This is a genomic window from Pseudomonas khorasanensis, from assembly GCF_014268505.2.
Classification (GTDB): domain Bacteria; phylum Pseudomonadota; class Gammaproteobacteria; order Pseudomonadales; family Pseudomonadaceae; genus Aquipseudomonas; species Aquipseudomonas khorasanensis.
In genome coordinates this window covers 955,903-972,225 of sequence record NZ_JABWQP020000001.1, presented here as the reverse complement: position 1 = coordinate 972,225, position 16,323 = coordinate 955,903, and the positions used below count along the sequence as shown (strand labels likewise).

Annotated in this window: 10 protein-coding genes; 8 read left to right on the top strand and 2 right to left on the bottom strand. The window is 60.8% G+C overall.

What is annotated here, in order from left to right; translation table 11 throughout:
* The 8 genes from HU727_RS04530 to HU727_RS04495 all read left to right on the top strand — a co-directional run bounded on the left by HU727_RS04530 (window position 1) and on the right by HU727_RS04495 (window position 10,598).
* Window positions 1-348: a DUF2934 domain-containing protein gene (locus HU727_RS04530; RefSeq protein ID WP_186528470.1), complete on the top strand. Its 348-nt coding sequence runs from the start codon at window positions 1-3 to the stop codon at window positions 346-348.
* Window positions 349-590: 242 nt separating this feature from the next.
* Window positions 591-2,750 (top strand): glycogen debranching protein GlgX, encoded by a 2,160-nt coding sequence (gene glgX, locus HU727_RS04525; protein WP_186528469.1) that lies wholly within the window; start codon window positions 591-593, stop codon window positions 2,748-2,750.
* Between the two features lies 1 nt (window position 2,751).
* Complete coding sequence (locus HU727_RS04520; RefSeq protein ID WP_186528468.1) at window positions 2,752-3,750, top strand: acyl-CoA dehydrogenase family protein; 999 nt, start codon at window positions 2,752-2,754, stop codon at window positions 3,748-3,750.
* Window positions 3,747-4,505, top strand: coding sequence for a PIG-L deacetylase family protein (locus HU727_RS04515; protein WP_186528467.1), 759 nt, complete (start codon window positions 3,747-3,749; stop codon window positions 4,503-4,505). Before HU727_RS04520 ends, HU727_RS04515 begins: the two co-directional genes overlap by 4 nt.
* Window positions 4,506-4,708: 203 nt before the next feature.
* Complete coding sequence (locus tag HU727_RS04510; protein ID WP_186528466.1) at window positions 4,709-5,467, top strand: PIG-L deacetylase family protein; 759 nt, start codon at window positions 4,709-4,711, stop codon at window positions 5,465-5,467.
* A 277-nt stretch (window positions 5,468-5,744) separates the two neighbouring features.
* The gene (locus tag HU727_RS04505; protein ID WP_186528465.1) at window positions 5,745-6,527 is read left to right on the top strand and encodes an endonuclease/exonuclease/phosphatase family protein; all 783 of its coding nucleotides are present in this window, start codon (window positions 5,745-5,747) and stop codon (window positions 6,525-6,527) included.
* A 186-nt stretch (window positions 6,528-6,713) separates the two neighbouring features.
* On the top strand, window positions 6,714-9,218 hold the full coding sequence (locus HU727_RS04500) for an autotransporter family protein (protein ID WP_186528464.1): 2,505 nt from the start codon (window positions 6,714-6,716) through the stop codon (window positions 9,216-9,218).
* Between the two features lie 321 nt (window positions 9,219-9,539).
* Window positions 9,540-10,598, top strand: a complete 1,059-nt coding sequence (locus tag HU727_RS04495) for an autotransporter domain-containing protein (RefSeq protein ID WP_186528463.1) — start codon at window positions 9,540-9,542, stop codon at window positions 10,596-10,598.
* A gap of 110 nt (window positions 10,599-10,708) precedes the next feature.
* On the opposite strand, the gene glgB is transcribed toward HU727_RS04495, so the two are convergent.
* Both glgB and treS read right to left on the bottom strand, forming a co-directional pair.
* Entirely contained in the window at window positions 10,709-12,940 is a 2,232-nt protein-coding gene (gene glgB / locus HU727_RS04490; protein WP_186528462.1) for a 1,4-alpha-glucan branching protein GlgB, read from the bottom strand.
* Window positions 12,941-12,942: 2 nt separating this feature from the next.
* On the bottom strand, window positions 12,943-16,284 hold the full coding sequence (gene treS / locus HU727_RS04485; RefSeq protein WP_186528461.1) for a maltose alpha-D-glucosyltransferase: 3,342 nt from the start codon (window positions 16,282-16,284) through the stop codon (window positions 12,943-12,945).
* Window positions 16,285-16,323: the final 39 nt, after the last annotated feature.

The following is a 16,323-nucleotide window of genomic DNA, read 5'->3' as shown; positions in this document are numbered from 1 at the left end:
ATGAGCACCGACGATAAACGCATCCGCGAATTCGCCTATCAGATCTGGGAATCGGAGGGACAGCCGGAGGGCCAGGAAGCCCGTCATTGGGAGATGGCGCGCAAACTGGCCGAGGCAGAAGCCCTCGCACCGAAGAAATCACCGAAGGCGGCAGGCAGCAAGGCTGCAGGCAAGACTACAACAGCGAAAGGCGTAGATACCAAGGGCCTCGACAGCAAAGCCCCGGCCGCTGCGAAAGCGAAACCGGCGGCAAAGGCCAAGCCTGCCGCCGCGCCGAAAGTAGTGCCGCCGGGCGAAAAAGCAGCCGAGAAAAAACCACGAGCGCCACGAAAGCCCCCGGCGATCTGACGCCACCCCGGTTATTGAACTGAACGACTGTGTGGCGGGCTTGCTCGCCATAGGGGGCGTGTTCGCCCTGAAGAAACTCCCTCCGGGGAGAACCAACACACAACCCTGTGGGAGCGAGCCTGCTCGCGAATGCGATTTCAGATCTGACATTTGAATCGATTGACACACCGCATTCGCGAGCAGGCTCGCTCCCACAGGGATTGATGTAAACCGAACTGTCCCGTTTTTTTGCAGGAGCAATCATGACCCGTTCAAAGCAAGCCGAACCCGCTGCGCACGCCGAGCCGTCGAGAATCCGTGAAGGCCTGCCCTTCCCGCTCGGTGCGACCTGGGATGGCCTGGGAGTGAACTTTGCTCTGTTTTCCGCCAACGCCACCAAGGTCGAGCTGTGCATTTTTGACGACAGCGGCGAAGTCGAACTCGAGCGCATCGAACTGCCGGAATATACCGATGAGATTTACCACGGCTACCTGCCCGATGCGCATCCAGGCCTGATTTATGGCTATCGCGTTTACGGTCCTTACGACCCGGCCAACGGCCACCGCTTCAACCACAACAAGTTGCTGATCGACCCGTACGCCAAGCAATTGGTCGGTGAGCTGAAATGGTCGGAAGCGCTGTTCGGCTACACCATCGGCCATCCCGACGCTGACCTGAGCTTCGACGAACGCGACAGTGCGCCCTTCGTGCCCAAGTGCAAGGTCATCGACCCGGCGCACACCTGGGGCAACGATCACCGCGTCAGCGTGCCGTGGGACAAGACCATCATTTATGAAACCCACGTGCGCGGCATCAGCATGCGTCACCCTTCGGTACCGGAAAACCTGCGCGGTACCTTCGGCGGCTTGATGGTTGACGATGTGCTCGAGCACATCCGCAAGCTTGGCGTGTCCTCGGTCGAGCTTCTGCCGATTCATGCCTTCGTCAACGATCAGCATCTGTTGCAAAAAGGCATGACCAACTATTGGGGCTACAACAGCATCGCCTTCTTTGCCCCGGATCCGCGTTATCTGGCCAGCGGCAAGATCGCCGAATTCAAGGAAATGGTCGCGCACCTGCACGAAGCCAACCTCGAAGTGATCCTCGACGTGGTCTACAACCACACCGCCGAAGGCAACGAGCAAGGCCCGACCCTGTCGATGCGCGGGATCGACAACGCCTCGTACTACCGCTTGATGCCTGACGACAAGCGCTACTACATCAACGATTCCGGCACCGGCAACACGCTGGACCTCAGCCACCCGTGCGTGCTGCAAATGGTCACCGACTCGCTGCGTTACTGGGCCAGCGAGATGCACGTCGATGGTTTCCGTTTCGACCTGGCGACCATTCTTGGCCGTTACCACGATGGCTTCGACGAGCGTCACAGCTTCCTTGTGGCCTGCCGCCAGGACCCGGTATTGCGCCAGGTGAAAATGATCGCAGAGCCTTGGGACTGCGGCCCCGGTGGCTATCAGGTCGGCAACTTCCCGCCGGGCTGGGTCGAGTGGAACGACAAATTCCGCGACACCGTACGTGCTTTCTGGAAAGGCGATGACGGCCAACTCGCCGACTTCGCCAGCCGCATGACCGCCTCCGGCGAAATGTTCAACCAGCGCGGGCGCCGGCCGTATTCGTCGGTGAACTTCATCACCGCCCATGACGGTTTTACCCTCAACGATCTGGTCTCGTACAACGACAAGCACAACGAAGCCAACGACGAGAACAACCAGGACGGCAGTAACAACAATCTGTCGTGGAACCACGGTGTCGAAGGCCCGACCGACGATCCGGACATCAACGAGTTGCGTCACCGCCAGATGCGCAATTTCTTCGCCACCCTGCTGTTGGCTCAAGGCACGCCGATGATTGTTGCCGGTGATGAGTTCGCGCGCACCCAGGATGGCAATAACAACGCCTATTGCCAGGACAGCGAGATCGGCTGGGTCAACTGGGACCTGAGCGAAGACGGCAAGGCCCTGCTCAAGTTTGTCAAACGGTTGATCAAGCTGCGCCTGACCTATCCGATTCTGCGTCGTGGTCGCTTCCTGGTCGGCGAGTACAACGAAGACATCGGTGTGAAGGACGTGACCTGGCTTGCGCCGGACGCCACCGAGATGACCACCGAGCATTGGCATGACGCCAACAACCGCTGCCTGGGCATGCTGCTCGATGGTCGTGCGCAAGAAACCGGAATCCGCCGTAAAGGTGGCGATGCGACGTTGCTGCTGGTCGTCAACGCGCACCACGACATCGTCAATTTCGTCTTGCCGGAAGTGCCGGACGGTGGCTTCTGGACCTGCATGATCGACACAAATCAACCTTCGATTCGTGGGCAGGAACGCTTCGACTTTGGCCATGAGTATTCGGTGACCGGGCGCTCATTGCTGCTGTTCGAACTGCAACGCGACGAAGAAGAGTGACATGGACTTCCAACATTATCTGGCCCGACGTCCGCCTGATTACGCGGACACCATCGCCCTCGGCCGTTGCCTGCGGGCGATGGTCGAGGCCGGGCTGGATCGCCTGCCGTTACCCGGCAGTGGTGACACGCTGGAGCGTTTCCAGCGTCTGGCCGAGGTGGGCGCGCATGATTTGGGGTTGTGCAAACTCTTCGAGGGCCATACGGACGCCTTGGCGATCATCAAGCAACTGGGCGGTACGCCCACACCCGGCAGCACCTGGGGAATGTGGGCCGCAGAACTGCCGCAAGCGCGAGTAAAGGTCAGTCCGGCCGGGCACATGGTGGCGCTTAGCGGGCGCAAGGCATTGTGTACCGGCGCTGCCGTACTCAGCCATGCGTTGCTGACCGCATGGGATGCTGACGACCAGCAACAACTTGTAGCGGTGGCGCTCGATCAGCCTGGGGTGATCGTTACCGAGCAAGGCTGGCAAGCGGTCGGTATGGCGGCCACCGGCAGCGTTGAAGTGCTGTTCGATAACGCCGAGGCGCAGGCCATCGGCGATCCCGGCGACTACCTGCGAAGGCCGGGGTTCTGGCATGGCGGGATCGGTATCGCGGCATGCTGGTACGGCGCCGCGCGGCAGATTGCCGAAAGCCTTCGCCAGCATTGCGCGCAGCAGGAAAACCCTCACGCACTCGCCCATCTCGGCGCCACTGACAGTGCCTTGCAAGGCGCTGCTGATGTGCTGCGCTTCAGTGCGCTGCACATCGATGCCCAGCCCGAAGCCGATGCGGAATTGTTGGCGCGGCGGGCGCGGGCCGTGGTCGAACAATGTGCCGAACACGTGATGCGTGAGGTCGGTCGCGCGCTGGGGGCCGGACCGTTTTGCCAGGATCGGCACCTGGCCCGACTCAGCACCGACCTGCCGGTTTTTCTGCGCCAGAGTCAGGCCGAACGAGACCTGGCGGCGCTGGGCCGACAGGTCGCGAGCCAGCCCGGCGAGGTCTGGGCGTTATGAAGGACAACCCGGTCGTCGGCCAAGGCACCTCGTTGCAACAATGGCAGGCTTCCCGGCGTCTGATCGAACTACCCGCTATCGATGTGCTGAGTCTGGTACCGCCCGGCTCGCGGGCGGTCATTGTGGCGCCGCATCCCGATGACGAAGTGCTGGGCTGCGGCGGGATCATGCAACTGCTGGCAGCGGCCGGACGCGCCCTCCAATTGGTCTCGGTCACCGACGGCAGCGCCAGCCACCCCGGCTCGCGACGCTGGCCGGTTGAACGCCTGAGCGTAGTGCGTCCGCAGGAATCCGCCGAAGCCCTGCGCCGTCTCGGTCTGCCGATGCACAGTCTGAAATGGTTGCGTGGCGGCTTCACCGATACCCGGGTAGCGGCAGAGGAAGCGCAGTTGTGCGAATTTATCGCCAGCTATCTGCACCCCAACGATGTGGTGTTCACCACGTGGCGCGATGACGGACACAGCGATCACGAGGCGGTCGGTCGCGCCAGCGTCGAAGCGGCGCGCCGCGTCGGTGCAAGCTGTCACGAACTTCCGGTCTGGACATGGCATTGGGCGACCCCGGAAGACGCTTCGGTGCCGTGGGATCGGGCGCGCAAGATTCTGCTGTCGCCGACGCACATCGCACGTAAACGCCACGCGGCGCACGCCTTTGCCAGCCAGCTGGAAGGCGATCGGGACGCGGGTCTTGCGCCAGTGCTGGCGCCTTTTGTGCTTGAACGGCTGTTACAACCCTTCGAAGTGGTGTTTCTGTGAGCATCGATGGCAGCACAGCTGTAATAAAAAAATACGGTGCAGATTGATCTGTGACGCGACGAATCCGCTGTCTTGAGCAATACTCTGCCTCGCGGTAATCCAGGGGTTGGAGCACTGCACGTTTGCAATCCATGCCTTCACGGGCCGCGACCAGCGTTTGCTGCTTGCGACTGAGGGCGAGATACAACAAGGACGTCGCGCTCATGAAACCGTCATTTCTCAACGAACACAGCCTGCCGGCGCAAATCTGGAACAGCGCACCGCAGCTCGACAATATTCCTGTCATCAACACCCACAGCCTTGTCCCCGCCGGCGCCCGCGCCGTGGTCATCGCCCCGCATCCAGGCGATGAAGTCGTCACGTGTGGCGGCCTGCTGCAATTGCTCTCCAGTCTCGGCCACCCGCTGCAACTGCTGTCCATCACCGATGGCAGCGCCAGCCATCCCGGCTCCCGGCAATGGTCGGAAAAACGCCTGAGCGTGTTCCGCCCGCAGGAAAGTGTCGAAGCCCTGCGTCGTCTCGGTTTGCCCATGCACAGCCTGAAGTGGGTGCGCGGCGGCTTCACCGACAACGCGCTGAGCGATCAGCAAAGCCAGCTCACTGACTTCATCAGCCGTTACCTGCGACCGGGTGACATGGTGTTCAGTACTTGGCGAAAGGATGGCAACCCCGATCATGAAGTGGTCGGCCGGGCGGGTTTTGAAGCGGCGCAACGGGTCGGAGCGCGCTTCCATGATGTCGCGGTGTGGGCCTGGCACTGGCCGGAGCGCGATCAGCAACTGATCCCCTGGGAGCGTGCGCGCAAGTTGCGTCTCGACACCTGGACAGTCGCGCGCAAAAGCCACGCCACTCATGCCTACGCCAGCCAGCTCAAGGGCGAACCGGCAATCGGCATCGCACCGCTACTGCCACCGGTGCTGCTGGAGCGGATGCGCTTGCCCTATGAAATTGTCTTTGTCTGACCTTCCTTGAGCCCGCGACCTGCACCTTGAATCGTCCCCGCACCCGGTATCTCCGATCTTCCCCATGCCCAGTGCCTCCGATCATTCCCACGCTCTGCGTGGGAATGCAGCCCGTGACGCTCTGCGTCACCGGACGCGGAGCGTCCCCAGAGGCGCTACCACGCGGAGCGTGGGAACGATCAAGCCCGCGATCTTTTGAACGTGGCCACGCTCAGACGGAACTGCCACTGCGCTCATCAGTCGCATGAACAGGCACTCAGGATTCAGAGGAGTAACCGTGTCCAGCGATCCCCAGCCGCAAACCGTCGACACGCCAGTCATCCATCGCATGCGGGTGTTGACGGTCAATACGCACAAGGGTTTTACCGCGCTCAATAGGCGTTTCATTCTTCCGGAGCTGCGTGAGGCGGTGCGCAGCACTTCGGCTGATCTGGTGTTTTTGCAAGAAGTGGTCGGCGAGCACGAGCGGCATTCCAGCCGTTACAACGACTGGCCGCAAACCTCCCAATATGAGTTTCTCGCTGACAGCATGTGGAGCGATTTCGCCTACGGTCGCAACGCGGTCTATCCCGACGGCCACCACGGCAATGCCCTGCTGTCGAAATACCCGATTCGCGAATATCGCAACCTTGATGTCTCGATCACCGGCCCCGAGCGCCGGGGGTTGCTGCACTGCGTTCTGGATGTGCCGGGGCACGCAGAGGTGCATGCGATCTGTGTGCACCTGAGTTTGCTCGAAAGCCATCGCCAGTTGCAGTTGCAACTGCTCTGTCAGTTACTCGAATCTCTGCCTGAGGACGCGCCAGTGATCATCGCGGGTGACTTCAATGACTGGCAACTTCAGGGCAACGCCACCCTCGCCCGCCGCGATTATCTGCACGAAGCGTTCGAACGCCATCATGGCCGCCCCGCGAAAACCTATCCGGCGCGTTTCCCGTTGCTTCGCCTCGACCGAATCTACCTGCGCAACGCCAGCAGTCATGACCCGAGGATCCTCGGCAACAAGCCGTGGACGCATCTGTCGGACCATTTGCCATTGGCGGTTGAAGTGCATTTGTAGGCCGATCTTGATTGACCGTCTGTCAGAGCCGCTTGATCAGCGGGCAAAACCATCTACACCTACAGCAGCACAAGGAGTAGCGCATTCAATTCGTTAGAGCATGGATCTCACAAAGTGCATCAACTGCACGGGGCGATCCAGCGCTCGCTCAAGGATGAATTCCCCATTCGGATACAGGGAATTGTCATGACGCGCTTTGCCAGAAACCTGCGGGTGCTGCCACCGATCCTGATGCTGCCTGCTTACCTGCTGCTGGACAGTTCACCCGCTTCGGCCGCCTGCTCGCTGGTTGCCGGGCCTGGCAACGATGCCTTCACCTGCGACAGCGGCACCAGCAGCGCGCTGACCGATCTCTCCGGTAACAACAGCCTGACCTTGCCCGTCAACGGCACGGGCCAGATCAATGGCAGCGTGACCTTCGGTGCCGGCGCTGACCGGGTCGAGATCAATTCCGGCGTGATTACCCTGTCTGTCAATCAAGGCGCCGGCGTCGACGACTTTGTGATGACCGGCGGCTCCCTCGGATTTCTCGCCCAAGGCGACGGTCGCGACACGTTCCTGATGACGGGTGGCACCATCGTTTCGGCGTTCGAAGATGGCGATATCGCGCGCATGACCGGCGGTACCATAGGCCGGGTCGACATGAAGCTGGACAACAATTTCTTTGATCTGTCCGGCGGGCAGATCACCGGCAATCTGGTCACCGGATTCGGCACTGACACCATTATCTTTTCCGGCGGGCGCATCGGCGGCAACGTTAGCGTCAGCGGTGGCAACGACAGCATTACCGTCACCGGAGGGGAAATCGGCGGCGAGATCCGTGCCAGCACTGGTGATGACCGCTTGCTATGGGACGGTGGTGGCATCATCCGCTCGGCGATTCTGATGGATGTCGGCAGTGACAGCGCAACCTTGCGCAATCTGGACGACAGCATCCTTGCGCTGACCCCGAGGACCGACGGCGGTGTCGGCACCGATAGGCTGACTTTCGATAACGTTCAAACCGCCCTGCCCGCGCGCTTCGGCAATTGGGAAACGCTCGACCTGAGCAACAGCACGCTAAACCTTGGCTCGGATGCTCTGGCGCTGGGCGACGCTGGGACCGGTACCGGCGTGCTGAATGTTGATGACGCCAGCGTGGTGTTGTCGACGCAAGGGGCGGTATCGCCTGCGCTGACCGGGCGAGCCGTAACCTTCAACAACGCCGGCGTGATCGATCTGACCCGCAATAACAGCCGCACCGACGATTCATTGACGATCGGCGGTAATTACGTCGGCAGCGGCGGCCAGTTATTGCTGCAAAGCGTCGTCGCGGGCGATGATTCTCCGAGCGACAGACTGGTGGTCAACAACGGCAGCCTCGACGGTGCGACGGTGATCAGCGTCAGTAACGTCGGCGGGGCTGGCGCGCTGACTCAGCTCAACGGCATTCAACTCGTGCAAGCCCAAGGCAGCACGGTCAGTAGCGATAGTGCGTTTACCTTGAACGGCCCGGTGTCTGCCGGGGCTTACGATTACTACCTGTTCAAGGGTGGCGTCACTCCCGGCACAGAGAACAGTTGGTACCTGCGCTCCGCCGTGGTCGCGCCGCAAATGATCAGCGTGCCTAACCCCGACCCGACCTTGCCACCGATGATGGTGCCGGTGGTTGTCACGCCGATTGCTGCCGTGGCGCCGGCCGGCAGCCCACCATTGCCGGTGTTGCCTGCAGCAGTGGCGGGTGCTGCGCCCATCCCTCTTTATCGCCCCGAGGTCCCGACCTGGTCGGTGCTGCCGCCCGCCGCCGCACAGTTGACGCTCAATGCTCTGGGTACTTTCCATGACCGTCAGGGCGATCAACGTCTACTCAGCGAGACGGGCGCCTTCGGTGCGGGTTGGGGCCGGATCTACGGCAAAAACCTTGATCAGACGTGGGCGGGTACGGTCGCGCCGAGCCTCGACGGTTCACTGAAGGGTTTTCAGGTGGGGAATGATCTTTACAGTTCGCTGATCGGGGACAGCCTGACCCAACGGCTCGGCTTTTTCGTCGGGCATAGTCGCTTGCGAGGCGATGTCGACGGCTTCAACGAAGGTTTCCAAAACAACAGCGCCGGCAAGATCAAACTCGAGGGCGACAGCTACGGCCTGTACTGGACGCTGAGCGATCCGCACGGTTGGTATGTCGACACGGTGGTAATGGGCACCCGCTTCGATGGCGACAACCATTCCGATCGCGGTGTGAAGCTGGATAACCGTGGCCATGCACTGACGCTTTCGGCCGAAGCGGGTTACCCGTTTTCAATCAACGACACGTGGGTGGTCGAGCCGCAGGCCCAGGTCATTCACCAGAAAATCTCACTGGACAGCCAGGACGATGGCATCTCGAGAGTGTCGTTCGACTCCGACAGCGCGTGGACCGGCCGCCTCGGTGCGCGACTCAAGGGCCGCTATCAGGTCAGTGGCTTGCCGGTAGAACCTTACCTGCGCGCGAACCTGTGGCACACCTTTTCCGGTACCGACTCGGTCACCTTCGGCGACAGTACCGTGATCAGTACGCAGCAGAAGTCCTCCACAGCGGATGTCGGTCTCGGTGTGATATTAACCCTCGACCGCACTGTCAGTGTGTTTGCCAGCACTGATTACAGCCAGAATATCGACAGTAACGATCAGCGTGGGGTGGTCGGCAATCTGGGCGTGAGGGTCAGCTGGTAGACCTTCTGTCGGTAACCCAACCTCTCAAGCGCGCGGCTTTCGCCGCGTTTCGCTCTACAAACAACCACTTAGTTATTTGCCAAAAAACAAACAGTTGCGTCGTGCAATTTGCCACTACCGCTTATCGTCCATTTTCTTGACGCGGGCTCCTGATTCTTCTTATCTCATGCTTACTACCCCCGGAATCATTAACCGGGGCGAGCCTTCGGAACCCGCGCAAGCGAGCAGCCACGGCTCGCCTCGCTCCATTCGGTCGCCCCTCGTTCGGGTAGGAGAGGCGCCACAACCGAGATGCCACATGCGCCTGCAAGGTAGACCGCCATGAAAATTTCAATCACACCACGCGAGATAAAATTCACCCTCTGCACAGTGTCGAGCTCCATTCTGCTGTGCTCATCCATGGAGGCGCAGGCTGGCGCCGTGGCGGATGAAACCGTGTCCTGGTACCAAGAAAATGCCCCGGTTTTGAATTTGCCGGTGACCGTGATTACCCCCGGTCCGCAGCGCTCCGAGGCGCGACCGGAGCGTTTCATGAACGAAGAAATCGCGCCGGGCGCATGGGACCGATTCTACGGCCAGGGCGCGCGGCAAGCGCAAACCGACATACTGTCCTCCGGGTTCGCGGCGCCCGGCAGCGGCCCCTTGAAGGGACCGGCTGTCCTGACCCTGAAAAGCGCCAGCGGCTACACCCAGACCCTCGGCCTGATCGGCGGCGAGAATCAGATCCACGCCAATGCCAATGGCCCAATCAGCCATCGCGCCCTCGCTGATCCTTCAACCGATGCTCTCAGCCTGCAAGGCCAGAGCGTCGGTGCATATTACAGTCTGACGGGCCTGCAAGGCTGGCACGTCGACCTTTCAGCCAGTGGCGGTCGCGTCAATGGATTCAGCCGCAATTCCCAGGGCGCACGCCAGGCTGCCGAAGGGAGCGCGATTACGTTTTCGGTCGAGGGCGGTTATCCGATCGGCTTGAGCGAAAACTGGGTGGTTGAGCCTCAGGCGCAGCTGATCAACCAACGCGTCAGCCTCAACACGCCCAACGCCAGTGGCGGCACTGGCTCATCGAGCGACATGAGCGCGTGGAGCGGGCGCGTGGGTGCGCGGTTAAAAGGCAGTTATGACCTGAACGGTTTACCGGTCGAACCATACGTGCGCACCAATCTCTGGCACACGGTGTACACGGGCAACACGGTAACGCTGGATCAGGTAGACAAGATCAGCAGCAGCCGCAAGTCATCGACAGTCGAGCTGGGATTGGGACTGGTGGCGCGAGTGACGCCAGCAGTGAGCCTTTACATGAGCGCCGATTACAGCAGCGATGTGGATGACAATGATCTGAACGGGCTGATTGGCAGCCTTGGGGTGCGGATGCGCTGGTAAACAATGGTGGCTGCCTGACCTGCCACCTTCGCGAGCAGGCTCGCTCCCACAGTCATGCAATCTTTTGTGGGAGCGAGCCTGCTCGCGAATCGCAACGACGCAGTTCTGAATCAGCCCTGCGGTTTGAGGATCAGTACAGCCAACGGTGGCAGGTTCAGTTCCAGCGACAAGGCCTGGCCGTGGCTTGGGACTGCTTCGGCCTGCGCCCCGCCGCCGTTGCCATAGTTTGAGCCGGCATAAATGTCCGCATCACTGTTGAGCAGTTCCTCCCAGCGACCATCAAATGGCACGCCAACCCGGTACGCCTCGCGCGGCACCGGCGTGAAGTTGGCGACCACCAGCACCGGCGAGCCGTCCTTGCTCCAACGCAACCACGCATAGACGCTGTTGATCGCATCATCGCCAATCAACCATTGGAAACCTTGCGGCGCATCATCCTGGTCGTGCAGTGCCGGCACATCGCGATACAGACGGTTGAGATCGCCAACCAGTTTCTGCACGCCTTTGTGCTCGGAATACTGCAGCAGATACCAATCGAGCTGCTGATCATGGTTCCACTCGCGCCACTGCCCAAACTCGCAGCCCATGAACAACAATTTCTTGCCCGGATGGGTCCACATGAAGCTCAGATACGCGCGCAGGTTGGCGAATTTCTGCCAGCGGTCGCCGGGCATCTTGTCGATCAGCGAATGCTTGCCGTGCACCACTTCGTCATGGGAGATCGGCAGAATGAAGCGCTCCGACCAGGCGTAAACCAGGCCAAAGCTCAGTTCATTGTGGTGATGGGCGCGGTACACCGGGTCCTGCTGAATGTAATGCAGCGAATCGTGCATCCAGCCCATGTTCCACTTGTAAGCGAAACCGAGACCACCCTGCTGGGTGCTCTGGCTGACGCCCGGCCATGCAGTGGACTCCTCGGCGATCACCAATGCCCCCGGCGCTTCCAGCTCAACCACGTCGTTCAAGTGACGCAGAAACTCGATCGCTTCCAGGTTTTCGCGGCCGCCATGGCGGTTAGGCACCCATTCGCCGGCCTTGCGCGAGTAGTCGCGATAAAGCATCGAGGCGACCGCATCGACGCGTAGCCCATCAATGTGGAAATGCTTCAGCCAATGCAGTGCCGACGCCAGCATGTAGCCATGCACTTCGGTGCGGCCGAGGTTGTAGATCAGCGTGTCCCAATCCTGGTGGAAACCTTCCAGCGGGTTGGCGTATTCGTACAGCGCGGTGCCGTCGAATTGGGCCAGCCCGTGGGTGTCGGTCGGGAAATGCGCCGGCACCCAGTCGAGGATCACACCGATATCGGCTTTGTGGCAGGCGTTGACGAACTCGGCAAACTGTTCAGGCGTGCCGTAACGGGCACTCGGAGCGAATTGCGAAAGCAGTTGATAACCCCATGAACCACCGAACGGGTGCTCCATGATCGGCATCAGTTCGATGTGAGTGAAGCCCAGTTCCTTCACGTACGGGATCAAGCGTTCAGCGAGTTCCGGCCAGGTGTACTGACGCGCTACCTCACCGAGATCATCCAGCTCGCATTGCCAGGAACCGGCGTGCAACTCGTAAATCGACAAGGGTCTGGAACGGCTCTGCCGGTCATGGCGGGCGTTCATCCAGTCGTCATCATGCCAATCGATTTGCAGCGGCGCGGCGACTTTCGAGGCGGTGTCCGGCGGGAGGCTGGTGGCCAGCGCCATCGGGTCGGCCTTTAGCGGCAGGATGCCGTGGGCGCCGAGGATTTCGTATTTGTACAACTCCCCCGCTTGCAGGCGCGGAATGAACAACTCCCAGACGCCGGAGGGATGACGCAGGCGCATTGGATGGCGGCGGCCGTCCCACACGTTGAAATCGCCCACCACCGACACGCGCCGGGCATTCGGCGCCCATACGGCAAAGCGCACGCCATCAACGCCATCGACAGTTTTCAGCTGCGCACCGAGGCAAGCGCTGAGGTCGCGGTGATTGCCCTCGGCAAACAGGTACAGGTCCATCTCGCCGAGCAATGGGCCGAAGCTGTAAGGATCTTCAGCGACCTGCTCGCCCCCGGCCCAGCGCGTGCGCAACAGGTACGGTCGGGCCTGATTGAAATGGCCCACGAACAGCCCCGGCGTTTCGGTCATCTCCAACGCGCCGATGTCCTCGCCGCTGTCCTTGTCCAGCACTGCAACGCTCAGCGCACCAGGCAGATAAGCCCGGATGAATTGCCCGCCAGCGCCATCGCCGTGCGGGCCCAGAATCGAAAACGGGTCCTGATGTTCAGCACGGACCAACGCATCGATGTCTCTTGCCGAGGGTAACAATGCTTCATTTACCACACCCTGTTCCTTGTTCGAGAAACTCATGACTACTCTCCACCAAGATCGGAAAAGGGTTTAAGCCCTGTCAATAATCCATACAAACCGTGCAAAGGCACGGGCAGCCACGTCGGACGGTTTTCGGCTTCATAGGCCACTTCATAGGCCGCTTTTTCCAGGCCGAACAACGCCAGCGCGGCGTCCGCCCCCTCGGGATCCTGCCAAGCATGCTCAAGACTAGCTGCCGCCTCGCGATATGCCTGCACAAATGCCTCGCGGGCTTCGCGCAGGTAGCGCTCGGCGACCCGTTTGCGCGCCGCTTCGGCTTCAGGGCTGTTGTCAACGTTGTGCACGTTGATCGTCATCGCCGCTGCGTAATCGAACGAGCGCAGCACGCCGCTGACATCTTTGTACGGGCTGTGCTTGCCGCGCCGCTCGCTCAGCGGCCGCGCCGGTTCGCCCTCGAAGTCGATCAGGTAGGCGTCGCCCTTGATCACCAGCACCTGGCCCAAATGCAGGTCGCCGTGCACACGAATGCGCAAACCGCCCGTGGCTTTCTTCGCCAGGTCCTGCACATGGGCGAGGATGGTTTTCTTCTCGTCGAGCAGACGCTTGACCAGTTTCTGATCCGCCGCGTTCAGTTCGCCCTGATGTTCCTTGAGCAGCTTGAGCGCGCGTTCGACCTGCGCAGTGACGTCTTTGCCAGTGGCCTGCATGTCTTTGCTTGACGACACTTGCGCAGCGAAGTCGGCATTGTCGGTAGGCGCCGCGAGCATCTGATGCATCTCGCCCAGCCGCTGCCCGAGCATACCGGCGAAGTCCTTCAGCTCGCCCAATGCGTTGTAGTGCTGCTCCTGTTCCGAGACGGCATCGGCCAACTCGTCGCGCAGCGCCCGTTCAAGGTTGTTTTGCGTCCATTCCCACGCGTCACCCTGATTGCTCAGATAGCCTTGGGCAATCATCAACAGATTGTCTTCACCCTGTGCGTCGCGACGAATCACCGAGCCCATCAGTGGAGAGATATTGGCAAACCCGGCCTCGGTCAGGTAAGCGCTCATCTCCAGTTCCGGGTGTACGCCAGAAGCGACTTTACGTATCAGCTTAAGTACCAGGCTGTTGCCAATGACCACCGAACTATTCGATTGCTCGGCGGACAGGTAGCGCACATCCGACTCGGCGCCCAGGCCGAGTTTTTCCAGATGCGGCGTCTGTTCGAAGCGGATCTCGCCTTCGACCGATTCCAGCACAGCGTTGTTCTGCATGCCTTCCAGCACGGCACGGACGAAGGTTTCGAGGCTGAACGCATCAGTGATCAACCCGACCTGACGCACGCGACGCACCCGCGACAACGCGAGTTGCTGTGGCAACGGCGGGCCGACGTGATCCTCGGCAATAAAGCCAAACGGCAGTTGATAGCGGCTGGTCAAACCACCGCTGGTGACTTCGATCTCGCTGAGCAACACAGGGTGCTGCGCATCGCCGAAACGCACGCCATAGGCAACATGCACTTTGTCGATCGCAGCATCCTTGCCGGCGAACCAGCGGCGGTTTTGCAGCCAGCTCGGCAGGATGCTTTGTTCCAGCGTCGTGCGCGACGGCGCTTCGAGCAGCTCTTCCATGCGTTTTTTCAGCACCAGCGTGGTGAAGTCCGGCAGGCTTTGCGCCGGCTCGACGTGCCAGCTCGGCATTTGATTTTCTGCTGCCAGGGCGAACCAGTAGAAACCGTACGGCGCCAGGGTCAGGAGGAAATTCAACTGGCCGATCGGCGGAAACGCGTTACCGCCGAGCATTTCGACAGGCACCATACCGACGTAGGCCGACAGGTCCAGTTCGACCGCCTGCGCACTGCGCGAGACGTTGGCCACGCACAGGATGATTTCGTGCTTGCCGTCAGCGTCGGTGTATTCGCGGGTATAAGCCAGCACACGACGGTTGGTCGGCGAGAGCATTTTCAGTGTCCCGCGCCCAAAGGCCTTGGACTGTTTACGCACCGCGAGCAGACGCCGTGTCCAGTTCAGCAGCGAGTGTGGATCGCCAGACTGGGTTTCGACGTTGACCGACTGGTAGCCATACAACGGGTCCATGATCGGCGGCAGCACCAGGCTTGCCGGATCGGCGCGGGAGAACCCGCCATTGCGGTCGATCGACCACTGCATCGGCGTGCGCACCCCGTCGCGGTCGCCGAGATAGATGTTGTCGCCCATGCCGATTTCGTCGCCGTAATACAGCGTCGGCGTGCCGGGCATCGACAGCAGCAGACTGTTGAGCAGTTCGATGCGCCGGCGGTCGCGCTCCATCAGCGGAGCGAGACGCCGACGGATCCCGAGGTTGATGCGCGCGCGACGGTCAGCCGCGTAGTAATTCCACAGATAATCGCGCTCGCGGTCAGTGACCATCTCAAGGGTCAGCTCATCGTGGTTGCGCAGGAAAATCGCCCACTGACAGTTGGCAGGGATTTCCGGCGTCTGACGCAGAATATCGGTGATGGGGAAACGGTCTTCCTGAGCCAGCGCCATGTACATGCGCGGCATCAACGGGAAATGAAAGGCCATGTGGCATTCGTCGCCGTTGAGGCCCGCCGCATCGGTGTCGCCGAAATACAGCTGCGTGTCTTCCGGCCATTGATTGGCTTCGGCCAGCAACATTCGGTCTGGGTAATTGGCGTCGATCTCGGCGCGAATCTGCTTGAGAACGTCGTGTGTCTCGGGCAGGTTTTCGTTGTTGGTGCCATCGCGCTCGATCAGATACGGGATGGCGTCCAGACGCAGGCCGTCGATGCCCATGTCCAGCCAGTAGCGCATCACCGACAGCACGGCCTTCATGACTTGCGGATTGTCGAAGTTCAGATCCGGCTGGTGCGAATAGAAACGGTGCCAGAAATACTGGCCGGCGACCGGGTCCCAGGTCCAGTTGGACTTCTCGGTGTCGAGGAAGATGATGCGCGTGCCGTCATACTTCTGGTCGTCATCGGACCACACGTAAAAATCCCGAGCCGCCGAGCCGGGTTTTGCCTTGCGTGCTCGCTGGAACCACGGGTGCTGGTCTGAGGTGTGATTGATGACCAGCTCGGTGATAACCCGCAGCCCTCGCTTGTGCGCTTCGGCAATAAACCGCTTGGCATCGGCCATCGTGCCGTAGTCGCTGTGCACGCCACGGTATTCGGCAATGTCGTAGCCGTCGTCACGTCGTGGCGAGGGATAGAACGGCAGGAGCCAGATGGTGTTGACGCCAAGATCGGCGATGTAATCGAGTTTGGCGATCAAACCGGGAAAGTCGCCGATCCCGTCATTATTGGAGTCGAAAAACGATTTGACGTGAACCTGATAGATCACCGCGTCCTTGTACCAGAGCGGGTCTTTGATGAAGGCGGCTGCCTTGGGTTTCTTCGCCATGTGGAACTCCTGTTGAATACTTTATGGGCGTCCCAAGAC

Excerpts from the sequence above, each read along its gene's own strand:
- HU727_RS04510 (WP_186528466.1), top strand. The coding sequence starts at position 4,709 with ATGAAACCGTCATTTCTCAACGAACACAGCCTGCCGGCGCAAATCTGG.
- glgX (WP_186528469.1), top strand. The coding sequence starts at position 591 with ATGACCCGTTCAAAGCAAGCCGAACCCGCTGCGCACGCCGAGCCGTCG.
- treS (WP_186528461.1), bottom strand. The coding sequence starts at position 16,284 with ATGGCGAAGAAACCCAAGGCAGCCGCCTTCATCAAAGACCCGCTCTGG.
- glgB (WP_186528462.1), bottom strand. The coding sequence starts at position 12,940 with ATGAGTTTCTCGAACAAGGAACAGGGTGTGGTAAATGAAGCATTGTTA.
- HU727_RS04500 (WP_186528464.1), top strand. The coding sequence starts at position 6,714 with ATGACGCGCTTTGCCAGAAACCTGCGGGTGCTGCCACCGATCCTGATG.
- HU727_RS04520 (WP_186528468.1), top strand. The coding sequence starts at position 2,752 with ATGGACTTCCAACATTATCTGGCCCGACGTCCGCCTGATTACGCGGAC.
- HU727_RS04495 (WP_186528463.1), top strand. The coding sequence starts at position 9,540 with ATGAAAATTTCAATCACACCACGCGAGATAAAATTCACCCTCTGCACA.
- HU727_RS04515 (WP_186528467.1), top strand. The coding sequence starts at position 3,747 with ATGAAGGACAACCCGGTCGTCGGCCAAGGCACCTCGTTGCAACAATGG.
- HU727_RS04530 (WP_186528470.1), top strand. The coding sequence starts at position 1 with ATGAGCACCGACGATAAACGCATCCGCGAATTCGCCTATCAGATCTGG.